17 protein-coding genes are annotated in these 22106 nt (G+C 60.3%); 13 read left to right on the plus strand and 4 right to left on the minus strand.

The annotated features are described in order from the left end of the window. Positions 1-203: 203 nt before the first annotated feature. Together cheR and AC07RO_RS24345 are read right to left on the minus strand one after the other, a co-directional pair. Positions 204-1031 (minus strand): protein-glutamate O-methyltransferase CheR, encoded by an 828-nt coding sequence (gene cheR, locus AC07RO_RS24340; protein WP_192172653.1) that lies wholly within the window; start codon positions 1029-1031, stop codon positions 204-206. 44 nt (positions 1032-1075) lie between these two features. Then, positions 1076-2008 carry a chemotaxis protein CheV gene (locus AC07RO_RS24345; RefSeq protein ID WP_192172654.1) on the minus strand — a complete coding sequence of 311 codons (933 nt, stop codon included), beginning with the start codon at positions 2006-2008 and terminating at the stop codon, positions 1076-1078. A gap of 73 nt (positions 2009-2081) precedes the next feature. Between AC07RO_RS24345 and flgA the strand changes: the two genes are divergently transcribed. From flgA to AC07RO_RS24400, 11 genes are all read left to right on the plus strand, one after another. Next, positions 2082-2843 (plus strand): flagellar basal body P-ring formation chaperone FlgA, encoded by a 762-nt coding sequence (gene flgA / locus AC07RO_RS24350; RefSeq protein WP_346626644.1) that lies wholly within the window; start codon positions 2082-2084, stop codon positions 2841-2843. 170 nt (positions 2844-3013) lie between these two features. Then, the gene (gene flgM / locus AC07RO_RS24355) at positions 3014-3331 is read left to right on the plus strand and encodes a flagellar biosynthesis anti-sigma factor FlgM (protein WP_192172656.1); all 318 of its coding nucleotides are present in this window, start codon (positions 3014-3016) and stop codon (positions 3329-3331) included. Between the two features lie 49 nt (positions 3332-3380). Beyond that, entirely contained in the window at positions 3381-3848 is a 468-nt protein-coding gene (locus tag AC07RO_RS24360; protein WP_074893095.1) for a flagella synthesis protein FlgN, read from the plus strand. Between the two features lie 82 nt (positions 3849-3930). After that, positions 3931-4671 (plus strand): flagellar brake protein, encoded by a 741-nt coding sequence (locus AC07RO_RS24365; protein ID WP_192172657.1) that lies wholly within the window; start codon positions 3931-3933, stop codon positions 4669-4671. A 337-nt stretch (positions 4672-5008) separates the two neighbouring features. After that, positions 5009-5263: a PAAR domain-containing protein gene (locus AC07RO_RS24370; RefSeq protein WP_192172658.1), complete on the plus strand. Its 255-nt coding sequence runs from the start codon at positions 5009-5011 to the stop codon at positions 5261-5263. A gap of 8 nt (positions 5264-5271) precedes the next feature. Then, positions 5272-6255, plus strand: coding sequence for a hypothetical protein (locus AC07RO_RS24375; protein ID WP_495087263.1), 984 nt, complete (start codon positions 5272-5274; stop codon positions 6253-6255). Continuing rightward, positions 6252-9038: a type VI secretion system Vgr family protein gene (locus tag AC07RO_RS24380; protein WP_495087264.1), complete on the plus strand. Its 2787-nt coding sequence runs from the start codon at positions 6252-6254 to the stop codon at positions 9036-9038. Before AC07RO_RS24375 ends, AC07RO_RS24380 begins: the two co-directional genes overlap by 4 nt. Before the next feature lie 2 nt (positions 9039-9040). Next, complete coding sequence (locus AC07RO_RS24385) at positions 9041-11005, plus strand: phospholipase D-like domain-containing protein (protein ID WP_495087265.1); 1965 nt, start codon at positions 9041-9043, stop codon at positions 11003-11005. Between the two features lies 1 nt (position 11006). Next, complete coding sequence (locus AC07RO_RS24390; RefSeq protein ID WP_495087266.1) at positions 11007-12047, plus strand: SEL1-like repeat protein; 1041 nt, start codon at positions 11007-11009, stop codon at positions 12045-12047. Between the two features lie 50 nt (positions 12048-12097). After that, the gene (locus AC07RO_RS24395) at positions 12098-13186 is read left to right on the plus strand and encodes an SEL1-like repeat protein (RefSeq protein WP_495087267.1); all 1089 of its coding nucleotides are present in this window, start codon (positions 12098-12100) and stop codon (positions 13184-13186) included. A 5-nt stretch (positions 13187-13191) separates the two neighbouring features. Next, complete coding sequence (locus AC07RO_RS24400; protein ID WP_495087268.1) at positions 13192-13986, plus strand: hypothetical protein; 795 nt, start codon at positions 13192-13194, stop codon at positions 13984-13986. A 260-nt stretch (positions 13987-14246) separates the two neighbouring features. On the opposite strand, the gene AC07RO_RS24405 is transcribed toward AC07RO_RS24400, so the two are convergent. Next, positions 14247-15719, minus strand: a complete 1473-nt coding sequence (locus AC07RO_RS24405) for an MFS transporter (RefSeq protein ID WP_495087269.1) — start codon at positions 15717-15719, stop codon at positions 14247-14249. A gap of 54 nt (positions 15720-15773) precedes the next feature. After that, positions 15774-17015, minus strand: a complete 1242-nt coding sequence (locus tag AC07RO_RS24410; RefSeq protein ID WP_495087310.1) for a glutamine synthetase family protein — start codon at positions 17013-17015, stop codon at positions 15774-15776. 354 nt (positions 17016-17369) lie between these two features. Here AC07RO_RS24410 and vioA point away from each other — a divergent pair, with 354 nt between their 5' ends. After that, positions 17370-18488, plus strand: a complete 1119-nt coding sequence (vioA, locus tag AC07RO_RS24415) for a dTDP-4-amino-4,6-dideoxy-D-glucose aminotransferase VioA (RefSeq protein WP_495087270.1) — start codon at positions 17370-17372, stop codon at positions 18486-18488. A gap of 77 nt (positions 18489-18565) precedes the next feature. Beyond that, positions 18566-22081, plus strand: a complete 3516-nt coding sequence (locus tag AC07RO_RS24420) for a glycosyltransferase (RefSeq protein ID WP_495087271.1) — start codon at positions 18566-18568, stop codon at positions 22079-22081. Positions 22082-22106: the final 25 nt, after the last annotated feature.

The following is a 22106-nucleotide window of genomic DNA, read 5'->3' on the forward strand; positions in this document are numbered from 1 at the left end:
CGAAGGAGGAGCCCAACCAGGAGCAAGCACCCTTGGTTACTTGGGGTGCTTTTCCAAGTAACTCGCCGAAGGCGAAATATCTGCCGTTAGGCAGACCCCTCTAAGCGCCGCTCCGGCTAAGAGGCAGCCAACAATCTCAGCGCCAACACGAAACAAAAAACCCCGCCTAAGCGGGGTTCTCATCAAAGCAAAACCGCAGCCAATCACTTGGCCTGATAAATAATCCCGGGACTGCACTGCACCATCTGATAATGATCGGGCAACCCGTTCAACGCCTCCGACGCCCCCAGGAACAAATACCCCCCCGGCTTCAACGTCGAATGAATACGCAGCAAAATATCCTTCTTCACCTCCGCCGAAAAATAAATCAGCACGTTGCGACAGAACACGATATCGAACTTGCCCAACGCCGCATAACTGTCCAACAAATTGAACGAACGAAACTCCACACGGCTCTTGATCGGCGCCTTCACCGTCCAGCGCCCTGGCGTCTTCTGATCGAAGAAACGCTGCAGACGATCCGGCGACAACCCCCGGCCGATGGCCAGACTGTCGTACTCACCCGTCTTGCAATTGTTCAACATCAAACCCGACAAATCCGTCGCCACAATCTGCGCGCCCGACTTCAACTGCCCCGGGTTACTGCGCTCGAACTCATCGATCGTCATCGACAGCGAATACGGTTCCTGACCCGACGAACACGCCGCCGACCAGATGCGCAAACGCTGGTTAGGGCTGGCCTTGATCGCCTCGGGCAAGACCTTGTTCTTCATCACCTCGAAGGGGTACGTGTCGCGAAACCACAACGTCTCGTTGGTGGTCATCGCATCCACCACCTGCTCACGCAAACCACTGCGCGGCTGAGTCTGGATCCGCTGGATCAGCTCGCCCAACGATTTGATGGACTGCTGCTCCATCAACTTGTTGAGGCGGCTGGAAACCAGGTACTGCTTATTTTCACCCAGCAAAATGCCACAGGCTTTTTCCAGGAATACCCGGAACTGATCAAAATCCAAATTACCTGTAGACATGCCGCCTCTCAAATCATGTGAACAGCAAGGAGGAAAACCCCTCCTCAGCTGATATCTGCCGCCTTGATACGATCTACCACCCTCGCCGCCAGATCGTCTGGCCGGAACTTGGCCAGGAAATCATCCGCGCCGACCTTCTTGACCATCGCCTGGTTGAACACGCCGGACAACGACGTATGCAACACGATGTGCAACTTCTGCATGCGCGGGTCGCTGCGAATCTCCGCAGTGAGGGTATAGCCATCCATCTCCGGCATTTCAATGTCGGAAATCATCATCAGGAATTCTTCTTCCGGCTTCTTGCCTTCATCCACCAGTTTGCGCAGGAAATCGAGTGCCTGACGACCGTCATTCAACGCCGTGACTTCCACGCCGACGGTTTGCAGGCAACGCGTCACCTGTTTGCGCGCCACCGAGGAGTCATCGACCGTCAGCACGCGCAGCGACAGCGCCTTGTGCTGAACCTCCGCCGTGACCACGCCGACCGAGATGTTCTCGGACACCGGCGCCACTTCGGCGAGGATCTTCTCGACATCGATGATTTCCACCAGCTGGTTGTCCAGACGCGTCACTGCCGTGAGGTAGTGGTCGCGACCGGTGCCCTTGGGTGGCGGATGAATGTCTTCCCAGTTCATGTTGACGATGCGTTCCACCGCATGCACCAGGAAGCCCTGAATCTTGGTGTTGTACTCCGTGATGATCACGAATGAATTGGTAATGTCAGCCAGCGGCTTGCCACCGGTCGCCAACGCCAGATCGAGGATCGGGATAGTCCCGCCACGAATATTTGCCACACCGCGCACAATCGGACTGGATTTGGGCATATGGGTAAGTTTCGGGCACTGAAGCACCTCTTTTACCTTGAACACGTTGATCCCATACAACTGCTTGCCGTCCAACCGGAACAGCAACAGTTCAAGGCGGTTCTGCCCGACCAGTTGAGTGCGCTGGTTTACTGAATCCATCACACCAGCCATGCACCACACCTCCCAAAACGACCAATTGCGCTACCGGAACGGTAAGCGGCACGGGCCTTGCTATTTACTCATCATGAACACACAAACGACAGTATCCCGACGCCCGGCACCCGCAACCCGCAGCTTTCTCTGCGTGCTGGTCGCGCTGTGTCTGTTGTGTGCCGCCAGCCTGAGCCGCGCGGACAACATGACCCTGCCTGAAACACTTATCGGCGTGACCCAGGGCTTTCTTGAATTCACAGTTGAAGACTACATGGCGACCAACCAAACCGCCGGCCGCTACGAAATCGAAGTCAAGCAGTTGGACCCGCGTCTGCGCATGCCGCTGTGCGACAAGGATTTGACAGCCTCACTGGAAAGCCCGGCCCAGCCCATCGGCCGCGTCACCGTGAAGATTCGCTGCGAAGGCACGTCCCCGTGGACGGTGTTTGTGCCGGCCCAGGTACACCTTTACCGCAATGTCGTCACGGCCGTGCGGCCCATGAAGCGCGACGCAATCGTGAGTGAAAACGATGTGGCGCTGCGCGAACGCGACGTCAGCCTGCTGGGGCAAGGCTTCCTGGATTCAGTCGATCAGGCAGTCGGGCAAAAAGTTGTCCGACCAACGGTCATCGACCAGATCCTGACGCCCGTCCACCTCGATCAGCCGCAAATGGTCCATAAGGGCGACCAGGTGGTGATCAGTGCGCGCAGCGGTTCAATGAGCGTGCGCATGCCGGGCGAAGCCTTGTCCGACGGCGGTTTCAACGAGCAAATACGGGTGAAGAACCTCAACTCCCAACGGGTGATCAAGGCCAATATCGTTGCGCCCGGGCAAGTCGAGGTCGCTATGTAACTGACATGTGAAGGTAAGACCTCTGGCGCTGCGCTTGCGCTTTTCCTACACTCGGAACCCCTGTGCTCCGTGCGAAGTCCATTCGAGACTGTTTTCGCACGGGCCCTAAAGTTATTCCGGGTCTGGCCGAAACCAAGGCAAGCGTCCTAGAACCCAGAGGTTTTTCAATCATGGTCATCGACTTCAATCGTTTGAACAGCTCCACTACCGTTGGCGGTACAACACGTACTGCCAGCACCAAGGAAGCCAGCAAAACCGAAGCTACGGCAGCGGTCAGCGGCACCTCGAGCGTGCCCGGTAGCGGTGAGGCAGTACATTTGAGCAGCGAAGCTCAACAGTTGCAGAAGATCAGTGATTCGTTGCGTGATCAGCCTGTCGTCAACAGCGCCCGTGTGGCTGAGTTGAAGCAGGCGGTCGCCGACGGCAGCTATAAGGTCGACAGCAATCGTGTTGCAAGCAAACTGCTTAACTTCGAAGCCCAGCGCTAGCCCCAGGTCTGCGCAGGGGCTTCTGGACGCTTAAACACCAGGGCATGCGATGCAAGACACTACATTGCTTCAACTGATCACGGACGACATTGCGCCAACCCGGCATCTGCTGGACATCCTGAAGGCCGAGTCAGTGGCGCTTCACGGGCGCAATATGGTCGAGATGGAACACATCCTGGCGCAGAAACAGGCGCTGGTGATCGTGCTCGAGCAGCATGGACGCCGACGTACCCAGCTGATGACCAGCCTGGGTCTGCCCGCCAATCGCGCGGGACTCGAAGAAGTGGCGAAACATTCGTCAGTGGGTGAAGCCTTGTTGACCGCAGGCGATGAACTCAGCGCGCTGATGAGTGAATGCCAGGCGGCCAACGAACAGAACGGCAGCCTTATCCAGCTCCAGCAACTCACCACGGCACAGCAGTTGAGGATTCTCAACGGCGGCGACACGCCCACGCTGTACGACAGTCGCGGTTCGACGTCGGGCAAAGCCAGGCCGCGTCCGCTCAGCCAGGCGTAAGTTCTTGTATCAAGGTGCGCACCGTGGTGGCAATATGCCGCACGCTGCACGCTGCCGTTATTTGCCTGGAGATGGATAGACCGTGAATGCCTCAAGCGCGGACGATGTTCCGCAGCCCCCGAAGGTACTGACCACCCCGTTGGAAATCGCCGCCAATCTGCGGCTGCTGATGGAAAGTCATGACCCGTTGATCATCACGTTTCACGAACGCACCCAGCGTTTTCAGAGCTACGTGATCGACGTCGACCGTGACACCAACCAGGTCATTTTCGACGAGATGATCCCCCGAGATGGCGAGCGTTTCCTTGCCAGCGGTGAGCCCTTCCGGGTCGAAGGTTTTCACGACGGTGTGCGCATCGCCTGGGAAAGCAAAGCCCAGCTGACCGTGATCGAAGAGCCGCGCAGCTATCGCGGCCCTCTCCCTGAAGAAGTCGTCTATCACCAGCGCCGTAACGCGTTCCGCGCGGCCCTGAAGCTGGCATCGCTGATTGATGTCGAGATTGGCGGCGACCGGCTCAAATTTCCGTTGCGCGGCAAACTGCTGGATGTCTCCGCCACCGGCTGCAAGCTGCGCTTCGAGGGCGATATCTCCGAGCGCATGCAACTGGGCCAGGTCTATGAGCGCTTCATCGCCTCCCTGCCCTTCGGCAACATGACCACGCCGGTCGAACTGCGCTATCTGCACTTCGAAGAAAGGATCAACACCACGTTCGCCGGTGTGCGCTTCCACAACATGAGTGGGTTGGTGCAGCGTCAGGTCGAGCGTTTCGTGTACCAGCTGCAGCGCGAAGCGCGACGCTTCGACAAAGACGACGATTTCTGATCGTTTGTGATGACCGGCTGGCGCGTTTCAGGGCGTGCTGGCCGGTTGTCCACATCCGCTGCTATCGCCTCCCCCCATAACGCGCACATCAAATAGCGCGTCCTGATCCCCTCCCATAACGCCTCCCGCCCCGCTCCAACCCCCTCCAAACCACGCCTTTTCGATCAAAATGCGAACCTCATCACGCCCGCGTGTAGGACTCTTCACCGCGCAAAAGTAGGACGCGTCTTGAAATAATCTGTGCCACTTTCAAGCCCCTGACCCTGTGTTAATTTCGCGGCTCAAACGCACCGGAGCATGGACGCTCGCCGCGGCCACATCTCAGGGAAGTTTCGTCATGCGCCCCATCATCGTTCTCAACGACCCCACCCTCAAAGGCGGTCGAGTCATTCAAGGCTCGCCCTCCACGTTCCTGCACGGTCTCGAAGTCGCCCGCCACGGCGACGGCGTGCTCTGCTTTCACGGCCCCTGTGCCATCGCCGAAGGGGATGAAACCTGCCTCGTCGATGACCGGCCCATTGCCCGCGACGGGGATCGCCTGCTGTGCGGCGATGCCCTCGTCGCGACCCACGATGACTGCTGCATCCTGTAGGGGTCGTCATGAAATATTCCTTTGTGAAACGGCTGCTTGGCAAACCCGCGCCGCTGCCACCCCCTCCTGCCCCTCAACATTACGTCCGGCCGCGGCGGAACATGTACGACCGGATTTCCGAGAAACGGCTGGGACAGGAAGCCGCCCAGCGCCTGCTGGACCGGGCCAAACCCCGAGGTGATTTCTGCTCGCAGAGCGTCAGCGTCGAGGACGTCTGGCTTCGATTGCCCGGGCATTCCCTGGACCAGCAGTTACCTGTCCAGGACATCCCCAGGCACGCAAACGCGCTGAGCCACGATTCAAGGCTGATGGCTGCCGACGGCTCGCGCCGACTGTTGCGGCGGATCGAGATCGACGCGATTCCTCTGCCCTCGATCGACCCGCTCACCCGCGCCATGGAACTGCTGCAGGCGACCCTGACCCAGTGCCCGCTGCTCGAGCGAGTTGCGGACTGGACGCAGGTTGAAGTGCATCTGTTCCCGCCGTCCCATGTCGATCCACTGGTCTGGTTCGAAACCGTGGTGGGTGTGTGGCCCCAGGCGTGGCTGCCCGGTGGCGGTTTCCGTATCGCCTGCCAGGCACCGGGGCCGTGGCTTGCCGAATTGCTGTCCAGCAACCTGAGCATGCCCGGCCATCTGTGCCTGAGCCTCGACAGCTGGGCCACCCTGCCGGCCAACGCACACGCTGCAGATCCGGCGCCCCTGGGAGAGGTGGTATCCCTCGTTTCGCTCAAGCGGGGCGCGCGGACCGATACCCCGAATACCGCCCCCGAGCAGACCTTCAATCAGCAGGTTCAGGCCCCGTCGCTGTGCGGCCAGGTCGGGACCGTTGCTGCCGAATGGACGCGGATGGCCCTCGGCTGCCTGGCGGCCCGCGCCGCCTCCGGCCAGGCCCAATGGGTGATGGACCTTACCGACAGCGATTCAAGCAGCGGGTCGATCATCGCCGCCCCTCACGCTGTGCCCACTGCCCCGACAGGAAGTCCGACATGACCTTCGCAACCCCCTCCCCCTTCAACTTCGCCGGTATCCGCCAGAAAGGACGCCTGCTCGAACTCAAGACGCCACTGACCGAGCCGCTGCTGGCCGTGCGCGTCCATGGGGTTGAGCGACTCGGCCGAATCCCGCGTTACTGCGTGGACGTCGTCAGCGAGTCGACACGCCTCGACCCCCATCAACTGATCGGCGAGCCGGTTCGCCTCGCCATCAAGCGCGCCGACGGCAGCCACAGTTACAAACACGGCTTCGTGGGCAGCGCGCGCTACCTCGGCAGCGACGGCAGTTTGCAGGACTGGCAGCTCGAATTCGCGCCGTGGTTCAGCCTGCTGGAATACCGTCAGGACTGCCGTATCTGGCAAGACATGACGTTGATCGACATCTTCACCGACGTATTCCGAGGGCATCCCCAGGCGCAAGGCCGCTATGAATTCAACTTGCGCCACGAGCACCCGCCGCAGTCCTACGTCACCCAGTTCAACGAAAGCGACGCCCACTTTGTGCAGCGCTGGTGCGAGCAGGCCGGCATCTATTGGTACGTCGGCCATGAGGCTGACCAGCACCGGATTGTGTTCGTCGACAGCGTCCTTGACCTGCCGCCGCTGGAGCCGGAAGCGCTGCCTTTTCACACCCAGACGGCCGCGCTGGATCACGACAGCATCGTGGAATGGAGTCAGGCCGACACGCTGCTGAATGGCCACGTTCTGTGGAGCAGCAACAATTACCGGGCCCACCGCCAGCCGCTGTCTGTCCGATCCATGGGCCTTAATCCACCGGGGGCGGCGAAGACGCTGGAACGTTACGAATACCGAGGGCAATACGCGTGGCACAGCGAAGACGACGGCAACTGGCAGACACGGGTGCAAATCGAGCAGGTGGAATCAGCCGCGCGGCGCATCATCGGCCATGGCGGCGTCCGGCACATGCTCCCGGGTCACGGGTTCGAGCTGCGCGGGCATCCGCTGTATGAGGACGGGCCCGCTAAACGCCGTACGTTTCTGCTGATCGCCGTCGAGTTTTTCGCGCAAAGCAATTTACCCGTTGCATTGACGCGCCGTGAACGCCCCGGCAGCCTGCAATCGCGCCTGAAAGAGCTGGGCGCCGACAAGCCGTCCGAGAAAGGCGAAGGATTTTATTGCAACGCGTTCGAGGCCCAACGTCTGGACGTCCCGTACCGCAGCGCTTTCGAACACGACAAACCGTTAAACCCCGGGCCGCAGACCGCCGTGGTCGTAGCGCCCAATGGCGGGGCTGTGCAAACCGACGTGCTGAACCGAGTGTGCGTGCGCTTTCACTGGGACCGCCTCCGATCACCGGAAAAAGCACCCAGTTGCTGGCTGCGCATGCTGCAAAACAGCAGCGGCGCCGGTTGGGGCAGTGTGTACGTGCCGCGCGCAGGTGAAGAAGTGGTGGTCACCTTTCTCGACAACGACATAGACCGCCCGCTGATCCTCGGGCAGGTCTACGGCGGCGACAAACCGGCGTGGCATTCCACGGGCCGGATGAGCGGCTACAAAAGTCAGGAAATCGACGGGCTCGGTTACAACCAATGGGTCATGGACGACACCACGGCGCAGTTGCGCACGCAGATCCATAGCAGTCACGGCCACAGCCAACTGAACCTCGGCTGCCTGGTCGATCAACAGGGCAATGACCGCGGCGCGTGGCGCGGTGACGGGTTTGAATTGCGCACCGATGCCTCTGGCGCCATTCGCGCGCCGCAGGGTTTGTACCTCAGCACCTGGCAGCGCACCAAGGCACAAAGCGGGCATCTGGACAGCAGCGAGGCCGGCCAGCAGTTAAGCGACGCCTTGCAGCGCGTGACGGCGCTGTCAGACAGCGCCGGTCAGCACAATGCCCTGTCGCTGGAGGAAGGCCTCGAAAACCTGAACCGCCTGCATCAGGCCGCCACGCATTCCCACCGCCAAGGCAATGCGACCTCTCAGGGCTATGACGCGCCGCTGATCGTCGCCTCGGCGCCCGCCGACATCGCTGCTGTCACGCCGGAGAACATCCAGTTGCACAGCGGCCGCCACACCAGCCTCTCCGCCGGTGAGGACCTCAATCTCGCCAGCGCACGCTCGCTGCTGGTCAGTGTGGGTCGCAGCATCAGCCTGTTTGCCCGCGACGCCGGGGCGAAGCTGTTCGCCGCGAAGGGCAAGGTTGAGATTCAGGCCCAGGACGACGCCATCGAACTGACCGCCAAAGACAGCGTGCGCATCACTTCCACGGCGCGAACCATCGAGATCGCTGCCCAGGAGGAAATTCTGCTGACCTGCGGCGGTGCCTTTATCCGCCTCAAGAACGGCGATATCCAGATTCACGCCCCCGGCACCATAGACATCAAGGCGGCGAAGAAAACCATCGGCAACGCCAGCCAGATGGACCGCGAGCAGACGCCGTGGCCGCAGAGCACGGCGGGCCAGACGCTGACCCTGCTGGCCGGACAAAGCAGCGCCGCCAGTCATCAGCCGTGGACCGGCATGCCTTACACGGTGTTCGCCGACGGGGTCGAGATTGAAAAGGGCGTGATGTCGAGCGACGGAAAAATCAGCGTCGAGCACCGCGTATCCCGCTCGCGCTACCGCGTCGAGCTGGCCAACGGCGCCAGCTATGACATCCCGGTCAGCGGCGATTACCTCGGCGATCAGGACAACGGCGCCCGCGCCAACCGCGGCCTGCATCGCCATCAACACAGCCTGACGCCCGGTTCGGGCGAAGCACCCAGTCAGTACCGCGAAGACTACGACCGCCTCAACGATCCAGACACGGAAGCCTGAAGATGAACACACCCAGCATCACCTGCCCCATCGCCACCCGCCAGACCTCATCAGCTGTCATGAATCAGCGCTGGATGGTCGAGTGCAGCGAGTATTCGCCCAAGCATGCGACCTTCGAGCCGCTGGTGAATGGCGAACGAGCATTCGGCGCCGTCCACGACGCGATCATGGCCGCGAAGCATTCGGTCGAGATCATCTGCTGGGGGTTTCAGCCTTCGATGTATTTCAAGCGCGGCGGTGATCAGCCGCAGTGCATCGGCGAATTGCTGGTCAATAAAGCCTCCCTTGGCGTGAAGGTGCGCGTGCTGTGCTGGTCCGACAGCGCGCACCTGACTGCGATGTTCGCGGAGAACATGACGCCGGGCCGCAACGTGGCCTCTATTGCATCGCACGCCGGCGACTGGCGATCCACGTGGCAGCAAGCGTATGACTGGGAATGGTACCGCCGCGCCTCACCCCCTGACACCGGTGCCACTTCGCTGGTGGAGAGGGTGTTCCCCGGACTGAAGGGCTTCCGGTTAACCAAGTTACTGGCACAAGAACTGTTCAAGGCGGGCGCGCGGCCTTTCGAAAACATCGAGTTTGCGGTCCGCGACCTGGGCCTGGCCGACCGAGCGGAGATTGCCTACCAAATATGGACCCGCTCCCGAGAGCAAGGCGCGGCAGAGCTTGAGGCCGCCGGCAAGGCGGCGGCGATGTCGGTGATCCCCACCCATCACCAAAAAATGGTGCTGGTGGACTACGAACACGCTGACCGCGCGGTCGGGTTCGTCATGGGCCACAACATGCTCGACCCTTACTGGGACCGCGACGACCACGCCTATGCTCCTGCGGATGATGTGTCCGGCCGCAACGGTTCTACGCCGCGCCAGGACATATCCAGCCGCGTCACCGGCCCGGTGCTCCAGGACCTGAACGCCAACTTCACCCAGGCCTGGCTTAAAGCAACCGGCATTGACCTGCAGACCGCCCGTGAGCCCCTCGCCGCCAATCTCAAACCGCGCAAGGGTTTCGGGCCGCCGATGATGGCGCAAGTGCTGCGCACTCAGACCGAGGCCGGCAAGCGCGACATCCGGACGATGTACCTGCAAGCGGTGAACAACGCGACCCAGTTCATCTACATCGAGAACCAGTACTTCCGCTGGAAGCCATTCGCCGACGCCGTTGTCGACATCGCCCGGCGCCATGCCGAAGGCGGCCGCGACCCCGGCGAACACGGGTACCTGCATTTGTTCGTCGTCACCAACTCCTCCGACGAAGGCATGGCTGATGGCGCACTTGGTACGTTTCGCATGCTTCGTCAGTTGGGCCGCAGTGAAGTCATGCCCTCTGTGGCGCGTCTCGAACACGATGATTACTGGCAGGCGAAGCTCGATGCGCTGCGCGAGGAGCACTTTGCTGCGTTACGCAAATTGACGGCCTATTACGATCGGGCGGACGCAATGGGCAGGCTTGATGGACCCATCGAACGGTTGGAAATCGAACGGGATGAACTGGTCAGGCAATACAAAGAGCTGGCGGGGAAAATTCACCAGGAGAGAAAAGCGCCTATTACTCCGACAGAAGTCCCGGGATTGAAAGTCCATATCTGCACACTCGTCGCCCCCGACTCCCCGCCTGATAACTGGCTGGAAGTGTATATCCATAGCAAGCTGATGATTGTTGATGACGTGTTTACCACGCTGGGCTCGGCGAATATCAATGAGCGGAGTATGCGCTCGGACAGCGAGTTGAATATATGCGTCGAGGATCCGGCGGTGGCGCGGCCGTTGAGGAGGCAGTTGTGGGGGTTGCATACGGCGAAGGAGGATGTAGGGGATATCAGTGAAGCGTTTAAAGCGTGGGGTGAGAGAATCAGAGCAAATAAGTTAGCGCATGGGCAAGAGCAGGGTGCTACCAACCAAAAACCGGTATGTTCCCTAGTTGAATTTTTACGAACCAGCCCTAGCCGTAAGAACATAGATTGAAATGAACATCAAACTTTACGGACTACTGGTACTGGCGCTTTCCGCAAACGGTTGCGACATGAGGGACGAACCTGTGACATATTTTATTCCTGAAAAGGCTGGCTACGATGTTGCGTTCAAACGTCTAGAATTTACTTGCGTGCATGAATCTGACGCATTACCGGGATTGCATCCAGACGCGCAAACTCTATATCGCTACGCGCTGCATTTAACCCAGGTAAAGGGACCGAAAGATTTCAACCTCGCCGCACGATTCTACCGAATTGCTGCCGCGCATGGTCACTATCGTGCCGCGACCAATCTCCAAGCATTGCTATCACAAGGAATGACGAATGCTTCGCATCCGGCACGCGAAACGATCAACCTAGCGGAGGAATTCATGGAGTTAAATATTCCTGGAGCTTACTACGACATGGGCCACTATCTAGAGCTAGGATACGGAGTCAGCCAAGACAGGTCAGCTGCGCGCTACTACTTTAGGCGCTCGGCCGACTTAGGAAATCCGGACGCGCAATACTATGTCGCCGAGCAACTTTTTCAGCTTAAAGGAGGGGGAAAAGTTGCATCTCAAATGCGCAAGTGTGCAATGGAACAAGGCCACCTTAAAGCCGCAGGAGAATATGGTGCTTTGAAGCAAAATCAGGGAGATTTTCCGGAGGCACTGCGTGCTTATCAACTAGCAGTTAAATCGGGTGACTCCTTAACCGCAATGACGCTCAAAAACGCATTCAACGGCGTAGAGCCTGAAAACAGACTTCACTATCTCGCACTCAATAAAGACACCGAGCGGTCCAGGCGGTATCGACTGATCGAAGCCTTTTTAGACAGATACGAACACCTCGGCGCCAAAGTCCCCGACATCGATCAGATCGCACCCCTCCCCCCAGCCAAACTTCCCGATTGGGACGAAACATTCGAATGGAAGCGCAAGCGCGACGCAGCCGTGACTCCGTCGCCACCCAGCAAAGAACTGATCGCGCGGATGTGTGAGGAGAAGCAACTCGATCCAGCCACAGGCTGGCCGTTGAGTGGGTTGAGGTAATACACCTCGCTGATGAGCAATAAAAGCAAATAGTAAATACAAGGACTGATATGAACTACCTCGGATCAGCAGGGTTGCTAATAGCGCTATCTCTGAGCGGCTGCGACACCAAAGTCGAAGAATCAAAAAGCTTCGTCCCTGACTTCACCGATTACAATGCTGTGTCCAGAAACCCGAAGTTTGAGTGCGTGCAGGAGCCGGACAGGCTACAACACATCAGTCCTCACGAGGATGCCTTTTACCAGTTTGGACGGCACCTCTCCCAAGTGAGAGGTCCGAAGGATTTCGATCAAATTGCACGTTACTATCGAATTGCCGCTGCCTATGGTGATTATCGTGCAGCGAGGGGCTTGCAAGCCTTGCTAACACAGGGCAAGACCACTGCTGAGAGGCCAGCCGAAGAAGCTATAGGTCTGGTGAAGCACCTATTAGCCCATGGCAACCCCAGGGGCTATTACGATATGGGGCTTTATCTTGAGTCCGGATATGGAGTGCAACAGGACAGTTCGGCTGCGCGCTACTACATCAGACGCGCGGCTGACTTGGGCAATCCGGAAGCGCAATTCCTGACAGCACAATCACTACTTCAATCGTCTAAAAACAGCTTTGTTGCATTATCCATGCTGCGCTGCGCTATGGCACAAGGCAGTGTTGATGCCGCAAATCAGTACTTTGAGATCAGCTCCAACAAAGGGGATTTTGAACAAGCGCTGCTCGCCCTTCGTACCGCCACTAAATTTGGAGACGTCGAAAGCGCATCTGCTTTAGCGAGCACTGATTACGGCAGCGGACTTGAGAGGGACTCCAGGATGTTTAATCCGGACGAACGTGTTGAGGGAGATCGGCGATACAAACTTATTGCACGCTTTCTAACCAGGTACAAAAATCTTGATCCCCAAGTGCTGGACATCGACGAAATCGTTCCACTTCCCCCAACAAAACTTCCCGTCTGGGACGAGACATTTCAATGGAAGCGTGCTCGTGATGCAGCCATTACGCCGTTAGCGCCAAGTAAGTTAACGATTAATGAAATGAGCAGACGAAAAGATCTCAGTCCAACAACCGGATTGCGGTTGAGCCCGTTAAGACTGAAGCTCAAGGCTATCAGAAAGAAATTGCAATGGCGTAGCTGGGATTAAAATTCATGACTAAACGATCGAACAAACTCTTGGGCTGCGTGCTTGGGTCAATCTCAATGATGAGCTTTCTCGCGATAAGCCAATTTGGTAACCACCCATTTATTAGTAAATCACCCGGCGCTGCTTCGTACGTCTTTAACTGGAATCCGCTTCTCGATCTAGACTATGCAAGCGCGGAGTGGGTTTTCGAATCTATCAGCGAGCAAGCGGTGTCGGGAGTGATTAGGGACGCCATCCGGGATCAAGAAATCTGGATAAGGACGCCTGAAGCCACGGTTGACGATAAATACTTCTCCTGTACCCCTATCAGCCTGAAGAAACCAAGCAAATTCGCACTGGCCGCGTTCGACGAAGCGGAAAAGCCCGCTTCCGGGCCTATGGCCAGATTTAACTATGTTGAGGCGGCTCGAGAAGGTTATTGGCGAGCCGCTGCGCGCCTGGTGACTTTGAATCTTGACGAAGGCTACCCTCTCTACGCCGTCCCGCTGGTGGCCTGGCTCCTACAAAACAAGGTTCCAGCGGGACATAACCTACTGGCGGATATTTTAGTCACACATTCTGAGGGACCGGATTTTGATCCGGCGGGTCTTGGAACGTCACTCAGGTGGCGGGCCGCTCTCAATGGCGATCCGGATGCTTTGTCGAAAATGGCAGACCTGCTGACGCGTGAAGGCGAGCCGCAGTTTGCCAAAACGCTGCGTGACTGCGCCGAACGTAACAGGCAAACATTCGGGGAATACGAGGATAGCCCTTGGGATTCATTCCTGCAGTGGCTGCTGGAGGCCGGATCTACCCCGTAGAGTTTTGCCGGGTGATGCACCGCATTCTTGAGCAAGCGCACCGCAGGTTCAGCGCGCGACTGATCGGCAGTTGAATGGAGATCAACTGTAGGAGCGACCGGGGTGGCGCTCCACCTTGCTCGCAAATGCGCCAGGCCAGGCGAAATCCATGTCACTTACATTGCGCCTTCGCGGGCAAGGTGGACCGCCACCCCGGTCGCTCCTACAGGTTTAGCGGTAAAGCAGATGCACTCGGCGGGGTCGGAATCAGCCAGGCCCCATCACAAAGGCCGATCCACCCCAACATCCCGACGCACTTCAACCGCCTCCTCCGGCCCAGCCGCATCAGTATCGGCAGCGACTTCTTCATCCATAATCGCCACCGGCCGCACAACGCCTTCACCCGACGCCACAACCCGCTCCACCATCTCTGGCTGCACTTCAGATTCAGCCGCCACATCCGGCGCCACATCCGACGAAACCTCAGGCTCAACGTCCTGCATCTGATCCTGCACCACCTGCTCATCAACCCGAGGGTCAAGGGCAACTACCAGCGGGGAGCTGGACATGCTGTCGGGCATCGCGATGTGGTGCAGCGGGGCGTCTTCGACCTGGTGCAGGTTGGTGACGGCTTTTGGACGAATACGCAGCACCAGCACCAGCGCCACGAAGCAGACGAAGGCGTAGAGCATGTTGCTGCCGAACATCTTCATCAGCACGCCGGACACCAGGGGGCCGACACTGGCGCCGACGCCGTAGGTCATCAGCAGCATGGCGGTCAGGGACACGCGGCGTTCGCCTTCGACGTGGTCGTTGGAGAAGGCCACGGCCAGCGGATACAGCGAAAACTGCAGCAGCGAGGCCAGGAATCCCACCGCCAGCAGCAGCTCCATCGGAACGCTCGGGAGGATCGCCAGTGGCAGCGAGGCCAGCACCAGCAAACCTGCCACGCCGCGAATCAGCCAGGCGCGGTCGTAGCGGTCTGACAGCTTGCCCAGCGGGCCTTGCACGATGAGGCCCGCGCCGATGCAGCTGGCCATGAACAGACCGACATGCTCGGTCGACAGCCCCTGTTGCGCGGCATACAACGGCGCCAGACCGTAGAACGAGCCGATGATCATGCCGGCGCTCAACACGGTGGTCAGGGATTGCGGCACCCGGCGCATGAAGAACAGCGGCTCCAGCGGTGCCGGGTGCATCGGTGCCGGGTGAATGCTGCGGGTCATTGCCACGGGCACGAGGCAGAGGGCAAAACACATCGCCACGAGCATCAGCAGCTCAGGGCCCAGTTGCGGGTGGATGACCAGAATCAGCTGGCCGAGCACCAGCCCCAGGTATGACGCGATCATGTACAGGCTGAACACCGTGCCGCGCTGCTTGGGCGAGGCCTGCTCGTTGAGCCAGCTCTCGATGACCATGTACTGGCACATCATGCCCAGGCCGACAATCATCCGCAGGAAGATCCACGCGGGCAGGTAGTCGAACAGCCCGTGGCCCAGGACCGCCGCGCCGACGATCCCGGCGCAGGTGGCGTACGCACGAATGTGCCCGATCCGGCCGATCAGCCGGTGGCCGATCTTGCCGCCCAGGGCCAAACCGACATAGTTCGCGGCCATCAACGCACCCACCCACAGGCCATCCACCTGATCGGCGGCCAGACGCAAGGCAAGGTAGGTGCTGAGCAGGCCCGAGCCGATCAACATCATCAGCGAGGCAAAATACAGCGCTCGAAAGGACTTCCAGATTTGGCGCATAGCTTTCCAAAAGACGGAAACCCTCGATTCCAGAGGATTTCCGAACAGCGATTCTTAAGCCTGAGCGGCCAGAACGCGGCGCTCCCAGGGGGTGATTTCGTTGAAGAAGCTGGTCAGTTCCAGGGTCTTCGACGCGACGTAGCCTTCGATGAATTCGGCACCAAACAGTTCCTTGGCCAACGTGCTGCGAGTCAGACGTTCCAGGGCAGCGTGCAGGGTACATGGCAACGACAGATTATCGGACACAACGAATTCGCCCTGGATCGGCGGCGACGGTTCCAGCGCGTGCTCGATACCATAAAGCCCCGCAGCCAGACTGGCCGCAATGGCCAGATACGGGTTGGCGTCGGCGCCTGGCAGACGGTTTTCGACCCGACGGGCGACCGGTGCGCTGGCCGGAATGCGCAGCCCCGCCGAGCGATTGTCGTGGGACCAGCACGCGTTGTTCGGCGAGGCGAACGGATGGCACAGGCGCTGATAGGAGTTGACGTTGGGCGCAAACAACGCGGTGAAATCAGCCATCGCCGCCTGCTGCCCGCCGATGAAGTGATGGAACAGCTCAGTGGCCTCTCCCTGATCGTCGCTGAAGATGTTCTGGCCGGTGGCGGTCGCGACCACGCTCTGGTGAATGTGCATCGAACTGCCGGGGGTGTGCGCCAGCGGTTTGGCCATGCACACCACGATCAGCCCGTGCTTGAGCGCGACTTCCTTGAGCATGTGTTTGAACAGAAAGGTCTGGTCGGCGAGCAGCAGCGGATCGCCGTGCAGCAGGTTGATCTCGAACTGGCTGACACCCATCTCGTGCATGACGGTGTCGCGGGGCAGGCCCAGCGCCGCCATGCAGGCATAGACTTCTTTGAAGAACGGCCGCAGGCCGTTGTTGGAACTGATGCTGAACGCCGACTGGCCGTCCTCGCGACGACCGTCCAGACCGACCGGCGGCTGGAAGGGCTGGCTCGGATCCGGGTTGGCGGCGAAGACGAAGAACTCAAGCTCGGTGGCCACCACCGGTGACCAGCCATGCCCGGCGTAGCGGGCGATCACCGACTTGAGCTGGCCGCGGGTGGACAGCGGCGACGGCTGGCCGTCGAGCTCGTCGGCGTCGCAGATCGCCAGGGCGCGGGGCTCATCGCTCCACGGCAGAATGTGCGTTTGCTGCGGATCGGCGATCAGGGCCAGGTCGCCGTCGTCGCTGCCGTAGAATTTCGACGGCGGATAGCCGCCCATGATGCATTGCAGGAGCACGCCCCGCGCCAGCTGCAACCGACGGCCTTCCTGAAAGCCTTCCCCGGTCATCACCTTCCCTCGTGGCACGCCGTTCAGATCCGGCGTGACGCATTCAATTTCATCAATGCCCATCAGTCGCTGCGCGAGTGAATGGTGGTCATCGCTGCTCATGACTCAAATCCTTTTTTATGGGGCAGGCCGCAGGGCGGCAAGGCGTACAAAATAAGCGTCAGGCGTTCGGAATATCAAGCGCATCTTTGCCGCACGGCGGGTTGGCCGGCTTCTTGCTTTTTCGGTGCCATAGCGCCGCAAACGCCATTTCGATGACGGCGAGCGTTCGACGACGCCAGCCATCACAGCGCGGGCGTTCCGCCGTGCGTCAACGCGCACAGCCCGCAGCGCGTCAGAGAGCACAGGAAGCTTATGAGTAAAACGATCCCGGTCACCCAGCCGCTGCTGCCTCCGCTGGAAGAGTTCATGCCCTATCTGCAGCAGATATGGGACAGCAAGCGCCTGACCAACGCCGGGCCGTTCCATGAAAAGCTGGAGAAAGACCTGGCCGCGTACCTGGGCGTCGACCACTTGTGCCTGTTTTCCAACGGCACGCTGGCGCTGCTCACGGCGTTGCAGGCGCTGCGCGTGACCGGCGAAGTCATCACCACGCCCTACTCGTTTGTCGCCACCGCCCATTCGCTGCTGTGGAACGGGCTTAAACCGGTGTTCGTCGACATCGCGCCGGGCACCTTCAATCTCGACCCTGACCGCATCGAAGAGGCCATCACCCCGGCGACCACGGCCATCATGCCGGTGCATTGCTATGGCATGCCGTGTGACGTCGACCGCATCCAGCAAATCGCCGACCGCTATGGCCTGAAAGTGATCTACGACGCCGCCCACGCCTTCGGTGTGCAGCACCAGGGGCAGAGCCTGCTGCGCAACGGCGACCTGTCGGTGCTCAGTTTCCACGCCACCAAAGTCTTCAACACCTTCGAGGGCGGCGCGATTGTCTGCCCGGACGCTAAAACCAAGAAACGCATCGATTATCTGAAGAACTTCGGTTTCGCCGATGAAGTGACCGTCGTCGCCCCCGGCATCAACGGCAAGATGAGCGAGATCAACGCCGCGTTCGGCCTGTTGCAGCTCAACTACATCGATGGCGCGCTGGAACGCAGAAAGCAGATCGATTCGATGTATCGCGAAGCACTGACGCAAATACTGGGCATCGATTTGCTCTGGAGCCCCGGCGAGCACCACAACTATTCGTATTTCCCGGTGCTGGTGGGCGACGCCTTCCCCATCAGCCGAGACGCCTTGTTCGAGCGCTTTCGCGAGCAGGACATTCTGGTCCGGCGCTATTTCTACCCGTTGATCTCGTCGTTCCCGATGTACCGCAGCCTGGAATCCGCCAAACCGGACCGCCTGCAGGTGGCGAGCGATGTGTCGAATCGGGTTCTGTGCCTGCCGATCTTCGATAGCCTCACCCCGGATGAATTCGCCCGCATCATCGCGATCATGCAGACGGTGCTGGCCGAGCACCGCTGAGCCGCGCCCACATTCACATCGCCGGTCCGCCCCCATGAGCGTGAACCGGCGCCCGTCATCCGTCGCAAGGTAACCCGATGAGCGCTTCACGCCTGGTCAGCATCGTCATTCCCGCCTACAAACCCACGTACTTCGAGTTGGCGCTGCGCAGCGCCTTTGCGCAGGACTACGACCAACTGGAGATCGTGATCTGCGACGACTGTCGTGACGGCGGCATTCGCGCGCTGCTGGAACAACTGACCCCGGAAAGCCCGTTTCCGATTCGTTATTTCTACAACCAAGATTCGCTGGGCGAGGCGCTGAACGTAGCGCGCGGGGTCAGGGAGGCGCAGGGCGAGTACATCAAGTTCCTCTACGATGACGACCTGCTGGAGCCCGAGTGTGTGAGCGCGCTGGTCGACGTGCTGCACGGTCACCCGGACATCACCCTGGCGGCGGCCACCCGTCGACTGATCAACGAGAAAGGCGACGTTCTGCGTGATAACGTCCTGACGTTTTTCCCGTTCCAGGAAGACGTGGTCATACACGGGCCGGAGCTGGTGGCGCTGCTCTCGGAGCTGCCGTTGACCTTCATGGGTGAACCCAGCTCGGTCATGTGCCGGCGCGACAGCGTGTTGGCGTATGGTCAGGACATCATGTCGCTCAAAGGTCTGCCTATTCACTGGCTTGGCGATATGAGCCTGTACGTCAAGCTGCTCCGAGAAGGCAATCTGGCCCTGCTCGGCCGACCGCTGTCGCGCTTCCGCATGACCGACACCCAGAGCAGCAGCATCGCCAGGGCCACGCCGCAGATCGCCAAAGAAGGTCACGCCAACTATTACCGCATCACCAAAGAGCTGGGATGGCTGCGCGAGCTGGCTGACAACGGCGACGTGAAGGTCGCCCCCCTGCGGGACCGGGAGAACTTCGCGCCCTTTAACCTGCGAGCCTGGTTTCTGCAGAAATCCTCGTCGGAGATTCGCCAGGACCAGATTCTGGAGTGGGCCTGGCAGCGACGCCCCGCCGGGCCGCAGAAGCCGCACATCGTGCAGTACTTCCAGCAGCACAATGGCGCGCCGACCTTTGCGGTCATCATTTGCGACCTTCACAATCGCCAGCAGGCGCTGATCAAGACCCTGGTCAGCGTCGAAGCCGCCACCCGCGGCTGGATGCCCCCGAGCGTATTCGTGCTCTACGACGGCAGCCGTGACACGCCGCAACCCGTGGCGGAGAGTCCCGCCATTTATCTGCCGGTGACGGGGCACAACCCCGCGCCGCAGCTCAACCGGCTGATGGACGAACAGGGTTTCGACTGGTTCCTGATGCTCGACGCAGGCGCGACCGTGAGCGTGGCCGGATTGTTCAAGGCAGCGGTCAAGATCAGCGAAGGGCCGACTACCCGGGCCCTGTTCGCCGATGAAATCGCCCAGCCCCAGGACGACACGTCGGAAGTCATGCTGCGGCCGGACTTCAGCCTCGACTATCTGCTCAGTTGCCCCGCCGTCACCAGCAAGCACTGGATGTTCAACCGCTATTCGGTCATCGATGCCGGCCGATTCGACCCGCACTACCCTCAGGCCCTTGAGCTGGACCTGATCCTTCGCCTGATCGAGCACGATGGCATGGGCGGCCTCGAACACATTGCCGAGCCCCTGGTCACCTATCGCCCTGACGCACGCGAGTCGAACCCCGATGAAACGCGGACGCTGCAGCGCCACTTGCTCGCCCGGGGCTATGAAAACGGCCAAGTGATCGAGACGCGGCCCCGGCAGTACCAAATCAAGTACGGCCACGCGGGCCGGCCCAAGGTCTCGATCATCATCGCCACCCGGGATCAGATCCTGCTCCTGCAGCGGTGCGTCGAGAGCATTCTGGAAAAAACCACGTACCCGAATTACGAGATCCTCATCGTCGACAACGACAGCCAGACGCCTGAGGCCGTTGACTGGCTGAATGGCGTCGCGGCCATGGGGCTGGAGCAGGTGCGCGTGCTGCGTCATCCCGGCGAATTCGACCGCTCTGCCCTCTACAACAGCGCCGCACGCCAGGCGACCGGCGAGTTCTTGTTGCTGCTCGACAACAGTACCGCCGTGTTGCACGGCGACTGGCTCGACAACCTGCTCAATCATGCGCATCGGCCGGAAGTCGGCATCGTCGGCGCAAAACTGCTGGCGCCGGACAACACGATCCGCCACGCGGGCCTGATCCTTGGCCTGCACGAGCCGGTCACCCCGGCGTTCCGCGGCCAGAGCGGCGCCAGCGAAGGCTACATGCAGCGGCTGACGGTGGATCAGAATTACAGCGCGGTCAGCGATGCGTGCCTGATGATCAGTCGGGCATTGTTTGATGCGGCGGACGGGCTGGACGAGGGCGCGCTGAACAATCGTCATCGCGGCGTCGACCTGTGCCTGCGCGTGAAGGAGTCCGGGCGGTTGATTGTCTGGACGCCCCACGTGGTGCTGCTTCACGAAGCGGCCCAGGCCGAAGCGCCGGATGAACACGCAAAGCACGCGTTGTACACCAAATGGCTGAAGTACATCGCCCATGACCCTGCGTACAACGACAATTTTTCAGCCCGCGCCCAGGGCCTGCAGCTGGAAACCAACACCGCGCTGACCTGGCGGCCGCTGAGCTGGCGCCCCGTGCCGATCGTGCTGTCCCACCTGAACGACCTCTGCCCGGGGAGCCAACGCCTGAACGGTGCGCTGGACACCCTCGCTGACGCGCTGCTGATCGAGCATGTGTCCGTGCCAGACGTCCTGACCCTCGGCGAGTTCACCCGCCTGCGCCCGGACGCGTTGATCCTCCAATACCCCTTGAGCGAAGCGTCCCTCGCCGACATCCGCACGATCAAGGCTCACAGCCAGGCGCTGCGAATCTGCGACATGGACCAATACCCGCCGTCAGCCGAGCGGTTGCCGGGCGCGCCCTCAGCGCAACAGGTGCGTGCCGGTCTTGAGGCCAGCCTTGCGCTGATGGACAAGGTGGTGGTGTCCAGCACAGGTCTGGCCGACGAACTGAGCGCATTGCATCCGCACATTCACGTCATCGAAACCCGCTTGAGCGAACACTGGCGGCGAGTGCAGTGCCAGTCGCTGCCCCATGACAAGCCACGGATCGGCTGGGTCGGCACGCAGGCTGAGGTGAACGATCTGGCGTTGATTGCGGACGTGATCAAGGCCTTCGCCGACCGGGTCGAGTGGATCATCATGGGCCCGTGCCCGCAGGCCCTGCGCCCTTATGTTCATGAATGGCGCAGCCCGGTGGAAGGTGTCCTGTATCCCGGCGTGCTGGCGTGTCTCGACCTGGACCTCGCCCTGATTCCCGCCGGCGACGACGTGTTCGGCGAACACAGAAGCTGCCGCCTGGCACTGGAATTCGGCGCCTGTGGCTATCCGGTCATCGCCACCGACGTGCAGGGCCTGCGCAACAATCTGCCGCTGACGCGGGTACACAACACGACTGCCGACTGGACCGACGCGATCGACCAGCACCTCAACGATCTGGACGAATCAAAACGACTCGGGCAGGCATTGAAGCAGCGGGTGATGAGTGACTGGATTATGGATGAGGCGTATCTGCAGCGCTGGCGTCAGGTGTTGCAGGACCGCTGAATAAAAAAGGGCTCCTTCGTGGAGC

This window comes from Pseudomonas sp. GW821-FHT07F05, from assembly GCF_059418765.1.